This window comes from uncultured Microbacterium sp., from assembly GCF_947489255.1.
In the GTDB taxonomy this organism is placed as follows: Bacteria; Actinomycetota; Actinomycetes; order Actinomycetales; family Microbacteriaceae; genus Microbacterium; species Microbacterium phycohabitans.
Window position 1 is genome coordinate 119643 of record NZ_CANLCY010000004.1, and the last position, 12805, is coordinate 132447.

10 protein-coding genes are annotated in these 12805 nt (G+C 72.9%); 5 read left to right on the plus strand and 5 right to left on the minus strand.

From position 1 onward, the window contains the following. Positions 1-6 precede the first annotated feature (6 nt). From Q0818_RS10980 to Q0818_RS10995, 4 genes are read right to left on the minus strand one after another with little or no spacing between them, the layout of a single operon-like run. Positions 7-978 (minus strand): glycosyltransferase family 2 protein, encoded by a 972-nt coding sequence (locus tag Q0818_RS10980; protein WP_298875743.1) that lies wholly within the window; start codon positions 976-978, stop codon positions 7-9. Continuing rightward, entirely contained in the window at positions 975-2888 is a 1914-nt protein-coding gene (locus Q0818_RS10985) for a glycosyltransferase (RefSeq protein ID WP_298874520.1), read from the minus strand. The genes Q0818_RS10980 and Q0818_RS10985 overlap by 4 nt, the downstream gene beginning before the upstream one ends. Before the next feature lie 51 nt (positions 2889-2939). Next, on the minus strand, positions 2940-4313 hold the full coding sequence (locus Q0818_RS10990; protein WP_298874522.1) for an O-antigen ligase family protein: 1374 nt from the start codon (positions 4311-4313) through the stop codon (positions 2940-2942). Further along, the gene (locus Q0818_RS10995) at positions 4310-5710 is read right to left on the minus strand and encodes an O-antigen ligase family protein (protein WP_298874524.1); all 1401 of its coding nucleotides are present in this window, start codon (positions 5708-5710) and stop codon (positions 4310-4312) included. The genes Q0818_RS10990 and Q0818_RS10995 overlap by 4 nt, the downstream gene beginning before the upstream one ends. Before the next feature lie 61 nt (positions 5711-5771). Here Q0818_RS10995 and manA point away from each other — a divergent pair, with 61 nt between their 5' ends. From manA to Q0818_RS11015, 4 genes are all read left to right on the plus strand, one after another. After that, the gene (gene manA / locus Q0818_RS11000) at positions 5772-6935 is read left to right on the plus strand and encodes a mannose-6-phosphate isomerase, class I (protein ID WP_298874526.1); all 1164 of its coding nucleotides are present in this window, start codon (positions 5772-5774) and stop codon (positions 6933-6935) included. A gap of 143 nt (positions 6936-7078) precedes the next feature. Further along, entirely contained in the window at positions 7079-7402 is a 324-nt protein-coding gene (locus Q0818_RS11005; protein WP_055958404.1) for a WhiB family transcriptional regulator, read from the plus strand. A gap of 103 nt (positions 7403-7505) precedes the next feature. Continuing rightward, positions 7506-10349: a glycosyltransferase gene (locus Q0818_RS11010; RefSeq protein WP_298874537.1), complete on the plus strand. Its 2844-nt coding sequence runs from the start codon at positions 7506-7508 to the stop codon at positions 10347-10349. Continuing rightward, entirely contained in the window at positions 10346-11737 is a 1392-nt protein-coding gene (locus tag Q0818_RS11015; protein WP_298874540.1) for a DUF5719 family protein, read from the plus strand. Before Q0818_RS11010 ends, Q0818_RS11015 begins: the two co-directional genes overlap by 4 nt. Before the next feature lie 31 nt (positions 11738-11768). Here Q0818_RS11015 and Q0818_RS11020 read toward each other — a convergent pair whose 3' ends face one another. Further along, entirely contained in the window at positions 11769-12203 is a 435-nt protein-coding gene (locus tag Q0818_RS11020; RefSeq protein ID WP_298874543.1) for a hypothetical protein, read from the minus strand. 157 nt (positions 12204-12360) lie between these two features. On the opposite strand from Q0818_RS11020, the gene Q0818_RS11025 reads away from it, so the two are divergent. After that, on the plus strand, positions 12361-12567 hold the full coding sequence (locus Q0818_RS11025; protein ID WP_136587001.1) for a DUF3499 family protein: 207 nt from the start codon (positions 12361-12363) through the stop codon (positions 12565-12567). Positions 12568-12805: the final 238 nt, after the last annotated feature.

Genomic DNA, 12805 nt, shown 5'->3' on the forward strand with positions numbered 1-12805 from the left:
GTGGCCTCAGGCGGCGGGTTGCACCCGCTCCAGCGGGGGCATCGGCTTCCACGAGGCGTCGCGTGCGATGGCGCGGCCGTCGCGCAGCCCCCGGAAGAGGTGACTCGTTCCGCGGAGCTTGCGCTCGACGACGACGAGACGGATGAGCTCCTTGACGAAGGTGAGCGCGGTGCCGGCGGTGAAGGGCAGCGGGCGGTAGACCCCGAGCGCGCGGTAGTACTTCGCCAGGTACGCGCGGTTGCGCATGATGTAGTACCGATAGGCGTCGCTGGAGGCGTTCATGTGCCGGATGCCCATGTCCCACTGCTTGATCTCGCGCGTGCGGCGCAGCACGAACTCGTTCACGATCACCGACGGCGTCTGCCGGGACGCGAGCCAGCCGTAGAGCTGGTCGTCCCAGTAGATGAAGAAGCGGGGATCGGGCAGGCCGATCTTCGCGACGATGTCGCGGTGGATGAACATGCCCTCGAAGCATCCCGAGTTCATCGGCTTGTAGCCCGAGGAGTCGAAGCCCGCCGGGGCGAAGGGGATGGGGATCGCCATGGACTCGGCGACGCGGTACTGCCAGTAGAACTCGCTGCCGTCGGCGTCGTAGCGACGACCCTGGATGCTGCGGAACCGCGGGGCCCAGTGACCCATGCGCGCGAGGCCGTCGGAGACGACCTCGACGTCGTCGTCCATGAGCCAGATCCACTCGGATCCGAGTTCGTACGCGACGCGCATGCCCTCGCTGAACCCGCCGGAGCCCCCGGTGTTCGTGTCGAGGCGGCGATAGACCAGCGTCGTGGGCAGGCGGTCGCGGAAGGACTCGACGACGGCGGTGGTGTCGTCGGTGGAGGCGTTGTCGACCACCACGAGGTGGCCGGGCGCCGGGTCCATCTGCTCGATGCTCTCGAGCAGCCGGGTGAGCAGGTGCGTGCGGTTGTAGGTGACGACGACGATGGTCGCCGTCTTCGGGTCGAAGGGTGCCACGGTCAGGAACGCTCCTCGAAGGTCGCGCGCCACTGGGACTCGGAGACGAGATCGGGCAGGGCGCGACGGTAGCGGCGCGAGAGGGAGGGCCACTCGCGCTGCAGGCGACGGTGCAGCCGCCAGCTGTCGACGAGCATGCGGCGGAACATCGCGCGGTCGCGGGTGTAGATGTTCTTGCCCGATCCGTCGGCAGCGCTCACGAGGGCGCTGTCGTACAGCGGGACGCGCCACCAGTTGGCATCCCCCTTGCCGAACTCGACTTCGGGCTGCTCGACGTTCTCGGGGCGCGGGGTGTGGAACCAGTGCGAGAGGAGCGTGCGCACGGTGAAGGTGCGCAGGGCGATGCCGGTCGGGCTGTCGAACTGGTGGTTCTTCAAGCGCTTGAACACCTGGCGACCGCGCCGCGAGCGCAGCGGGACGCCGGAGTCCTTATGGACGACCGTCTCGGGGTGCTTCTTCGCGACGGCGCGAGCCGCGGGCATCGCCGTGGCGAGGTTGGCCCGCATGTGCTCGGGGCCGGAGAGGATGTCGCGCAGCGCGCGGTGGCGCAGCTCGACGGGGTAGTACTGCATCATCATGAGGTGCTTGAGGTCGACGCGTCGACTGTGGCGGATGAGCGTGCCGCCCTGCGGGGAGCGCGAGTGCAGCAGCGCCGAGACGATGCGGTTGCGGGCGTGGAAGTAGGCCTGCCAGTCGATCGAGTCGTCTTTGCCGAGCCATGACACGTGCCAGAGCGCCACGCCCGGGACCGAGACGGTGGGGTAGCCGGCATCCCGTGCCCGGACGCAGAACTCGGCGTCGTCCCACTTGATGAACGCGGGCAGCGACAGGCCGATCTCCCGCAGGATGCTGGTGGGGATGAGGCACATCCACCAGCCGTTGTAGTCGGCGTCGAGGCGCATGTGCAGCAGGGGGGACTGACGCAGGTTCGCGACGCTGAAGTCGTGGGGGAGGCGCTCCTGGAACAGGGCGCGCCACATGAAGGGGGCGTCGTCGACGACCTCGGCCCACGCGTGCAGCTTGGGACGGTCGAGCAGGTCGAACATGTGAGCGCCGACGATGGTGGGCACGGAGGCGTAGCGGCCGAACACGACGGAGCGACGGATGGATTCGGGCTCGATGCGGACGTCGTCGTCGAGGAGCTGCACGAAGTCGCTGCCCTCTCGAGCGAGGGTCTCGACCATCGCGCGCGCGAAGCCGCCCGAGCCGCCGAGGTTGGGCTGACGCACCACCTGCAGGGTCTCGCCCAGGCGACCGGCGACCGCGGGGAAGCCGTCCTGGTCGGCGACGAGGTCGGTGCCCTGGTCGATGAGGAAGACCCGGTCGATGACGTCGAGAGCGTCGGGGGCGTCGGCGAGGGCGGTGAGCGTCTCGACGCAGTAGTCGGGCTTGTTGTACGTGGTGATGCCGATGCTCGCCTTGCCCGCGCGGACCGGTTCCTGCTCGGTGGTCCACTCGGCGCCCAGGAACATGGCGTCGGCGCGGTCGGCGGCCACGTCGAACCAGATCCACCCGCCGTCGCTGTACTGGTCGAGCACGAGGTCGAACGAGGACTCGTTCGTCTCGCCGCGCACCTCGCGGGTGTCGAGACGCTGCTTCGTGCCGCCGCCGTTCGAACGGTAGACGAGGATCGTGGCGTCTCCCTCGGTGCGCACCGTGAGGCGCACTTGGCGGACGGCGGTCCAGTGCTGCCAGTACGACGCCGGGAAGGCGTTGAAGTAGGTGCCGAACGACACGCGACGACCCGCGACGATGCGCGCGCGCGTGCGGTCGAGGATGTTGCTCAACTGTGCGACGTTGGTGACCCGCACCGGCTCCTCGTCGATCGTCGACCACGTCTCGGGGTCGACGTACAGGGGGAGAAGGTCGGGATCGCGGTCGAGCGGGAGCACGGCGTTCTGCAGGGTGTACGTCACGAAGAGGTCTTTCGTCTCAGGCGAGGGGGCCTCGGCGGGGCCGCCCGCAGTCTACCCGCCGTGCCCGGCGTCGCCCTGAGCGTCAGGAGCCTGCCCACGCCTGCCGTCGAGGTCGGAACGGTCGGTCGCGGGGCGGCCGATCTGCGTCATCCGCTGTTCGAGGCGCTCGCGCCACGACCGCGACTGACCCGCCCGCACGGCGCACAGGGCCAGCAGCAGCCACCCCGGTCCGGTGAGGGTGAAGCTCTCGAACAGCGACACCGCGAGCAGGGCGATCAGCGTGAGCGGGGCCCAGGCGTGCACCACGGACCGCCGCTCGCCCGCCACGAGCCACCCGCGCGCGAGCCCGAGACCGCCCAGGGCCAGGAACAGCAGCAGGCCCACCCAGCCGAGCTGCAGCAGCACGTCGAGATAAGCGTTCAGGGCCGAGGCGTGCCGCGTGCCGTCCGCGAGGTTGACGAGGGCGAAGGGGATGGCGTCGGGGTCCCACGACCCGAACCACCCGAATCCCTGCACGGGGCGGATGTCGGCGATGTCGATCACGTGCGTCCACACCCGGGTGCGCGTCTCGAGGTCGTCCTCCGCGCCGAGGACGGCGACCAACGCAGTCCGAGCGGCGTAGGCACCGGCCACCGCGACCGCCACCGCGACGCCGAGGCCGATCTGCACCCCGCGTCGTCGCTCGGCCGGCACCCGCCGCACGCCCCAGAGGGCGAGGGCGGCGACGGCGGTGGCCAGAGCGACCACGATGACCGTCGGCGACCCGCTGAGTGCGGCCAGCACGCCGCCGAGCACGACGGATCCGATCGCGACGCCGACGCCGACCGACTGGGTGCGGAACTCCACGAGGAAGGTGATCAGCGCGATGACGGTGACGAAGCCCAGGGCGTTCCGCGTGCCGAACAGGCCCTGGATGGGACCCAGATCGGCGATCGCCCCCTGGATGCCGAGGAAGGGGATGGGCAGATCGAGGAGGATACCGCTGAGCACCTCGAGGCCGAGCGAGATGCCGAGCAGCCAGCGCAGGACGTCGCCGAGGGCGCGCACCGTCTGCAGCGCGTCGCGCACGTGGCCGATCACGACGGCCAGCAGGGCGATTCCCGCCAGCTGCCCCCACCCGGCGAGGGCGGCCGCGGGCGCCGAGCTCCAGAAGACGCTGGCAGCGGCCCACGCCACCAGCAGCACGAGGGTCGTGGGGGCCAGGCGCACCAGCTCGATCTCGTCGCGTCGCGCGAACAGGATCGCCGCGCCGAGGACGCAGAGTCCGGCGAGGATGGTCGCCAGGGTGACCGCGCCCGCGACGGCGGTGACGGCGAACCCGCCGAAGACCGTGGCGAAGACGGTCAGGGTGAACGCGCGGGCGAGCGCCGCCGAAGAGAGCAGCGAGAGCAGGCGGGGGCGGAGCGCGTCGGGCCCCGCGGTCACGGGGTCGGTCTCTGCAGCTCGCCGCGCTCGATCGACATGCTCTGCTCGCTGGGGCCGACACCGACGAGCGGCGTCTGCTTGATCTTCGAGCCGAACAGGACGACGAACATCCAACCCCACAGCAGCAGCGGGCCCGACTCGGTCAGCCCCTGCACGACGAGGAGGGCGCCGATCAGCGTGGGCAGGAGTGTGAGAGGGGAGTGCGGACGGTCGTCGCGGAGGTCCCACCGCGGGCGGTCGACGGCGAAGAACCACGAGCGCCACAGGTAGGCCAGGTATACGAGGGCGAGCAGGGCCACGCCGATCGCACCGAGCTGCAGGTAGGCGTCGAGCCACATGCTGTGCGCCTGCACCACCGTCTGACCGTGGTCGACGATCCAGCCGTCGATCAGGGGCTCGGTCGCGATCCAGGGCGTCGAGAACCCCCACCCGATGACGGGGTGCTGGTCGGCGCGGGCGATCACGTCGGCCCAGATCCCCTCGCGGCCGGTCAGATCGGCGTCGCGCCCCAACAGGCCGAACAGGGCGCTGCGGCCGAACCACAGCGCCGCCGCCCCGCCGAGACCGATCACCGCGTACAGGAGGTACCAGCGGGTGCGCTCGCCGGGACGCCGCGCCGTGCGCATCACGAGCACGGTGCCGAGCACGAGAGCGACGAACGCGGCGGAGATGAACGCGGTCGCCGATCCGGCTCGCACGAACAGGAAGGCGGCGAGGGCGATCCACACGACCAGCAGCACCCGTCGTGGAGCGCCCGCGGCCAGGCGGATGGAGAACACGATGATCGCCACGAGCATGACCGCGGCGAGCAGGTTGGCGTTGCCGAACACCCCCTGGATGCGACCGCCGTCGAAGAGGTTGTCGCGCGACCAGTAGACGATGGGATCCATCCGCTCGTCGGGGATCACGAAGCCGGGGAGCACCGGGCCCCGCACGAACACCGAGACGACGAGCTCGAAGACGAGCGAGAGCCCGACGATCCACTTGGCCGCCGACGCCACGGCCCGCACGACATCGCGCCAGGTGAGCACGGCTCCCACGAACAGTCCCTGGAAGGTCGTGATGACGAGCAGAAGCCAGGTGAGCACGGATGCCGCGGGCCACGCGCTCCACGTCAGCGACGCCGTCGCCCAGGCGAGATAGCCGAACGCCAGCCAGGGCAGGCGGCGCACGGCCAGTGGCGGGCGGGTCACGAGCCAGACGACGGCGGAGACGACGGCGGAGGCGATCACCACGGCGGCGGTCACGACGGGCCCGACCGCGTTGACCAGCCCCACACCGCCCAGTGCGAGCACGAGGACGGCCACGCACCAGGCCCGCAGCAGAAGATGCCCGGTCGTCTCGCGCGGGGGCGCGGTCGGCAGCGCCGACACCGGGTGGTTCGTGTGCATCGCCATGGTGCTCTCAGGGTACCGGGCGGCATCCGGGACCGCCGGGTCGGGCCACTAGGCTGACGCCGTGCTGATCCCGATCTCGAACACGCCCCGCGACTACGCCTGGGGGAGCCCCACCCTCATCGCCGACCTCGAGGGGCGTGAGCCCACCGGCGCTCCCGAGGCCGAGGTGTGGTTCGGCGACCACCCGGGCTCGCCGGCCCGGGTGCACGACGGCTCCGAGCGCACGCTCGACGAGTGGCTCCCGGCGGTCTCCGCCGAGCAGGGCGTTCCCGCGAAGCTGCCCTACCTGTTGAAGCTCCTGGCGGCCGGTGCCCCGCTGTCGATCCAGGTGCACCCCTCGAAGGAGCAGGCCGTCGACGGCTACGCCCGCGAGGAGTCCGCCGGCGTCCCGCGCGACGCGGGCGAGCGCAACTACAAGGACGACAACCACAAGCCCGAGGTCATCGTGGCGCTCAGCGAGACCTTCACCGCGCTCGCGGGTCTGCGCGACATCGAGCGCACGCGCGCCCTCGTCGCCGGACTCGGCGACGCGCCGGCCGTGCGGACGCTGCGCACCCACCTGTCGGCGGACGACCCCGCCGACGCCCTCCGCGCGAGCATCGGCTGGCTCCTCGGCGAGGCCGACGCGGCCGCGATCGGGGAGATCGTGGATGCCGCGGCATCCGCCGATCCGGGGGAGTTCGCCGCCGAGCTGGCGCTGACGCGCTCGCTGCACACGGCGTATCCGGCTGACCCCGGCATCGTGGTGGCGCTGTTGATGAACCTCGTGGAGCTGCGCCGCGGGGAGGCGATCTTCGTGCCGGCCGGCGTGCTGCACGCCTACGTCGCCGGCCTCGGCGTCGAGATCATGGCGGCCAGCGACAACGTCCTGCGCGGGGGCCTCACCCCCAAGCACATCGACGTGGACGAGCTGCTGGCGCTCGTGGACTTCCGGCCCGCCGAGCCGCCGTTCCTGCGGCCGACCGCGGCGGGCGAGGGCGCCGAGGTGTTCGCGCCCGGGATCGCCGACTTCAGCCTCGGGCACCTGGCCGCGCAGGCCTCGGGGTCGCTCGATCTGCGCGGAGTCGCGATCGCACTCGGCGTCGCGGGGGAGGCGACGATCACCGGGGCCTCCGGCGCGCACGTGACCCTGAGGCCCGGGGAGGCCGCTCTCGTGACGCCCGAGGAGTCCCCGCTGTCGAGCGACGGTCGCGGCGAGGTCTTCGTCGCGATGCCGGGGGACTGATCGCGACACGCCGTATGCGGGCGTGAAGGTTCACCTCGGCCTTGAGGGTTTACGATCCGCGACTTGACCAATCCGAATCACACGGGTGTAATTATGTCTACGCGGAACCGCGTCATGGGGGCTTGAACGAGGCGGAGGACGATATGGCGACGTCGCAGTACCGGTCCGGTGTCCCGGACAACTGGTTCGTGGACCCGGTCGACCTGGGAGTACCCGGCGTCCGCCGAGACATCGACACCACCGAGGAGAACACCCTCGCCTGGCAGACCGATGCCCTCTGCTCGCAGACCGACCCCGAGGCCTTCTTCCCGGAGAAGGGCGGATCGACTCGCGACGCGAAGCGCATCTGCACCTCGTGCGACGTCAAGAGCGAGTGCCTCGAGTACGCCCTCCAGAACGACGAGCGCTTCGGGATCTGGGGCGGTCTCAGCGAGCGCGAACGCCGCAAGCTCAAGCGTCGCGCCTGATCCACGCGTCCGTCTCCCCTCGGGTGACCCGAGGGTGAGCGATCGGCGTCCCGACGGCGCGGCGTCCGTGATCGCGGAAGAGCCGACTTAGGCTGATCCGGTCATGCCCGCCCGTGTACACGCCATCCTCGTCGTGCGTCCCGAAGGACGCACCCCCGCCGCGAACCATCTGCAGCGCACGCTCGCAGCCCTCGCGGCCCAGACCCGTCCGGTCGATGCGCTGACCATCGTGCTGTGCGGCGCCGACCCCGGCCTGACGCAGCTCGCCGCCTCCTCGGGAGCCGAGGGAGTCATCACGGCCCCCGCCGGGACGCCGTTCGCCGTGGCCACGGCCCTGGCCACCCCGCGTCTGACCGGTGACGCCGTGTGGCTGCTCGCGCAGGACACCGCGCCCGACCCCGACGCGCTGGTCCGCCTCGCGGGTGCCCTGGAGCTGTCGTCGTCCCTCGTGATCGCGGCGCCGAAGCTCGTGTCGTGGGACGACCGCGACGAGATCGTCTCTCTGGGCGTGAGCATGAACCGCTACGGGGGCACGGTCGAGCTCGCCAAGGGCGAACTCGACCAGGGCCAGCACGACGGCGACGCCGACGTGCTCGGCGCGGACGTGCGTGGCATGCTCGTGCGTCGCGAGGCGTGGACCGCGCTCGGTGGCCTCGACCCCGCCCTGGGCGGCGCCGACGAGGGGCTCGACCTCGGCGTGCGCGCGCGTCTCGCGGGCGATCTCGTCTCCCTGGTCCCGGCCGCGCGTGTCGCCGTCGCGGGCGACGGCGTGGCCGCGATGGCGCGCGGTCGTCGGCGGGCCCGCCGGCGCGCCTTCGCCACCCGCACCGCGCAGCTGCACCGGCGGCTGGCCTACGCGCCGTCGGCGACCGTGCTGCTGCACTGGCTGTCGTTCCTGCCGCTCGCCCTTTGGCGCACCGTCATGCACCTCGTGACGAAGATGCCCTACCGGGTGCTGCCGGAATGGGGGGCGACGCTCCTCGTGCTCTTCCGGCCCGCCGCCGTCGTACGCGCCCGTCGCCGCATCCGCACGGTGCGCCGGGTGGGATGGTCGCGTATCGCGCCGCTGCGCATCTCGCGGTCGCAGATGCGATTGCGTCTCGACGCCGACGGGACCGACCCCGATGCTCCCGTGCGTTCGGAGCTGCGGTTCTTCGTCGGTGGCGGCGCGTGGGCCGTCCTCGGCGCGCTCGCCGTGTCGGCGGCGCTTTTCGCTCCGTTGCTCGCGTGGCCCGTCCTGGGCGGGGGAGCGCTCCTGCCGCTCCGGGCCGACATCGCCCAGCTCTGGCAGGACGCGGCGTGGGGCGCCCGACCTCTCGGACTGGATGCCGTGGGGCCGGCCGACCCGTTCTCCGCGCTGGTCGCTCTCCTGGGCACCCTCTCGCCCGGCGACCCCTCGCGGGCGTTCGTCGTGCTGTGGGTGCTCGCGCTCCCGCTGGCCGTGCTCGGGGGCTGGTTCGCCGCGGCGCGGGCGACGGAATCGTCGCTGCTGCGCATCTTCGCCGCTCTCGCGTGGGCGCTCGCCCCGACCTTCCTCGCCGCCCTCGTGGAGGGCCGCCCCGCGGCCGTGCTGCTGCACCTGCTGCTGCCGTGGCTCTTCTTCGCCGCGAGCGTGGCCCATCGGTCCTGGGCGCCGGCCGGGGCGGCATCCCTTCTACTGGTGGCCGTGCTCGCGTGCGCCCCGTCCCTCGCGCCCGCCGTGGTCGTGCTGTGGTCGGCGGCGCTCATCGTGGTGGCGCTGGTCGCGGGCCGAGGCGTGGCCCGCGTGGTGTGGCTGCTCGTGCCGTCGGCGGTGATCTTCGCGCCCCTGGTGTGGACGCAGGTGCGTCGCGGGACGCCGTGGGCGCTGCTCGCCGATCCGGGTGTGCCGTACGCCGGGGCGGAGGCGACGGCCGATCCGCTGGGTCGGGCGCTCCTGGCGGCGGGCTTCCCCACCTCGGACCCCGGCGGATGGGCGAGCGTGTTCGACGGGCCCGTGTGGTGGGTCGGTCTGCTCGTCGCGCCGCTCGCCGTGCTCGCGCTGCTGGCCGTGCTCACGCCCCGGTGGGTGACGGCATCCGCTCTGCTCGTCATCGCGGTCGCGGGGCTCGCCACGGCGTTCGCCGCCGTGGGCGTCGCCGTGTCGTTCCGCGACGCGATCGCGGTGCCCCTGTGGGCCGGGTCGGGCCTGAGCCTGGCGTGGATCGGCCTGGTCGGTGCCGCCGTCGTGGCGCTCGACGCCGGCGTCGTCGAGCGGGTGCGCGTCCTGCGCCCTCTCGGCGCCCTGGCCGCGCTGGCGGCTCTACTCGTTGCCGTGGCCCCGGCGCTGACCGCGCAGACGGCCTCCGTCGAGAGCGGTCGCTCGGTGCTGACCAACGGTCCCGTGTCGACGCTGCCGGCCTTCGTCGCCGCCGAGGGGCGCGGTTCCACCGACATCGGCACCATCGTGCTCGACCCCCGCGCCGACGGCATGCGCGTCGACGTCGTCTGGGGCGACAGTTCCACGCTCTCGGGTCAGAGCACCGTGCAGGCCACGCGGACCGCGGCATCGCCCGCCGACGAGGAGCTCGCGACGTTGGCCGCCGACCTCGTCACCCCCTCCGCCGATGACGTCGTCTCGCGTCTCGCCGATCGCGGAATCGGCTTCGTGCTCCTGGCGTCGGCGCCCGCGGGCGAGGACGACGTGATCCGCGGTGCGCGCCTGGGCGCGGCCACCTCGCTGGACCAGCGCGATCTGCTCGACCCGGTGGGGGCCACCTCGCGCGGCGACCTCTGGCGCGTGAACACCACCATCGTCCCCCGCGCGCCGATCGACGACCACCAGCGGGGCCTGCAGCGGCTGGTGACCTTCGCGTCTCTGGGCGTCGTGCTCATCGCCCTCCTGCTCGCCGTGCCCACCGCCGCGTCGCGCCGGGTGGCGCGGCGGACGCCGCGGACCGTCGGCCCGATCCCGGGAGGATCACGATGAGCGATCGACGTCTCGTCCGCTTCGCCGCCACGAGCGCCCGCGTCGTGGCGGGGGCGGCCGTGGCCACGGCGGCCGTCGTCGGGACGGTCGCGGGGATCGCCGCGCCCTGGCCCGAATACGCCGCCGAGCCCGTCAAAGTGCAGGCCACCCCCGCGCCCTCCGACACCGTCCTCGCGTGCGACGGCCCGCTGCTCGCCCTCGGCCGCAGCGCCGACGCGGCGAACAGCCTGAGCGCCGCCGCCGCGCAGCAGGTGGTGAGCGGTCCCGCCTCGGCCTCCGCAGAGACCTCGTCGCTGACCGGGGCGACGGGAGCCGACGACGGCTCCGCCGACGCGCTGCGTGCGGCCCCCCAGGACGGCGTGCAGACCCCGCTCGCCGCGGCCGGTTCCGCCACCGCGGTGTCGGACGACCTCACCGGCTTCGCCGCCTCGGCCTGCCGCGCCCCGCTCGCGGAATCATGGCTGGTGGGCGGCGCCTCCACCACCGGGTCCAACGACCTCGTCGTCCTCGCCAACCCGGGAACCGTGCCGGCGACGGTGCAACTGTCGGTCTACGGAGCGCAGGGCGTCTCGACACCTCCCGGGGGCAGCAATCTCGTCGTGCCGCCGGGTGAACGCCGCGTCGTGCCCCTCGCCGGCCTGCTGCTGGGCGAGGAGAGCCCGGTCGTGCGCGTCGTGGCATCCGGAGCCCCCGTGCACGCGTCGATGCAGGCGAGCTTGACGCGCGTGCTGCTCCCCGGCGGCAGCGACCAGGTCGCGCCTCTCGCCCAGGCCGACACGCGCCTCGTCATCCCCGGCGTTCAGGTGCTGACCACGGGGGAGGGTCAGGCGGGAACCGTGCTGCGCCTACTCGCGCCCGGAGCCGACACCACCGCGACCGTGACCATGACCCCCCTGGATGCCGCGACCGCGGCCCCGGGAGCCCGATCGGTCCCGCTGACGGCGGGGCTTCCGACCTCGCTCGATCTCTCGGGCGTGGCGGCCGGGGCCTACACGGTCGAGGTGACGGCCGCCGCCCCCGTCGTCGGCGGCGCCTGGTCGACCACGGGCTTCGGCGAGGGGGCGGACTTCGCCTGGTACGCCGCCGCCCCCGTGTTCTCGTCGTCCGGCACGATCGCCGTGGCCTCGGGCGTCGGGGCCGCTGTGGTGATCGCCGGCGACACGAGCGATGCGACCGTCAGCCTCACGCCCGTCGACGGCGGCGACCCGCTGACGACCGCGGTCGGGGCCGGCGCGAGCGTCGCGCTGCCCGTCGGCGCCGGGGTCTACCGACTCGACACCGACGCGCCGGTGCGGGCAGCGGTGTCGTACTCGGGCGGCGGCGCGCTCGCGTCGTACCCACTGTGGCCCGCGGATGCCGCGGCCTCCGCGGTGACCGTACTGCCGTAGACCCGCGCCGGGTCGGCGGCATCCGGGCGGATCAGAGGAAACGGAACCGCTCGGGCCCGAGGTCCCACGGGTCGCGGTCGAGGAACTCCGCGGCCGCGCGGAACACGGCGCCCTCGATCATCATGCGGCGGTGCAGGTCGTCGTCGTGATGCGGGTGTCCGAGGCGCTCGATGGGCACGCGGTACAGGATGATGCGCTTCTCGTCGCGCAGCACCGTCCAGCGCGGGATGCCGTCCCCCGCCGCCGGGGGCATGATGCCGATCTCGAACGAGACCTCGCGCAGCTCGGGCCACGCGGAGCGCAGGAACTCGGCCGCCGTGCTGACGGCGATGTCGAAACGCTCGACGCGGGTGTCGATCGGGGGCAGGGGAGGTCGCACGACCGGGCTGCGGTTCTCCCGGCCGTGTCGCCCGTGACGGGAGGGGCGGACGACCGGCCGCGCTTCGCGGGATCGACGACGCATCATCCGCCCATCCTACGTTCGCCGGCGGGTCGCACCGGGCGTCGCGGCGCGCATCGGGCCGCCGATCGGAACGGGCCCGCGGGGCACCCGGCATCCGGGGTCGATGGCGGCGCGGCGCGGCGTCGTCGCCGTGTCGGAGGTGCTGGGTAGGCTGACCGCGATGCGCGACAGACTCTGCTCGAAGGTCGGGTGCGCCCGCGAGGCGATGAGCACCCTCACCTACGACTACGGCGACCAGATGGCGGCCCTGGGCCCCCTGGGGCCGGCGGGCGACCCTCACGCGCACGACCTGTGCGCGATCCACGCCGATCGGCTGTCGGTGCCGAAGGGCTGGGTTGTCGTCCGGCACGAGACCCTGCGCGCCTGAGTCGCGGCGTGCGCCTCGCGCGGTCCCGGGGTCGGCTCGGCGTGTGAGGGGCGCGGGTTGTGGCGGTGGTTCCGCGGGTTTGGGGCGCGTTTCGTGCGTTGGGGCGTGAATTCTGCGCCCCAATGGTCGGATGGCGCCCCGAACCTTCTGGGCGGCGCCCGGCCTCGCGATCCGGTGTCAGCCGTGTTCGGGGCGGCTCGGCGTGTGAGGGGCGCGGGTGGCGGCGTGGGTTCCGCGG

Bases quoted from the DNA above. Each gene is read 5' to 3' on its own strand.
- Q0818_RS11005 (WP_055958404.1), top strand. From the start codon at position 7,079: ATGGCGACGTCGCAGTACCGGTCCGGTGTCCCGGACAACTGGTTCGTG.
- Q0818_RS11010 (WP_298874537.1), top strand. From the start codon at position 7,506: ATGCCCGCCCGTGTACACGCCATCCTCGTCGTGCGTCCCGAAGGACGC.
- Q0818_RS10995 (WP_298874524.1), bottom strand. From the start codon at position 5,710: ATGGCGATGCACACGAACCACCCGGTGTCGGCGCTGCCGACCGCGCCC.
- Q0818_RS11020 (WP_298874543.1), bottom strand. From the start codon at position 12,203: ATGATGCGTCGTCGATCCCGCGAAGCGCGGCCGGTCGTCCGCCCCTCC.
- Q0818_RS11025 (WP_136587001.1), top strand. From the start codon at position 12,361: ATGCGCGACAGACTCTGCTCGAAGGTCGGGTGCGCCCGCGAGGCGATG.
- Q0818_RS11015 (WP_298874540.1), top strand. From the start codon at position 10,346: ATGAGCGATCGACGTCTCGTCCGCTTCGCCGCCACGAGCGCCCGCGTC.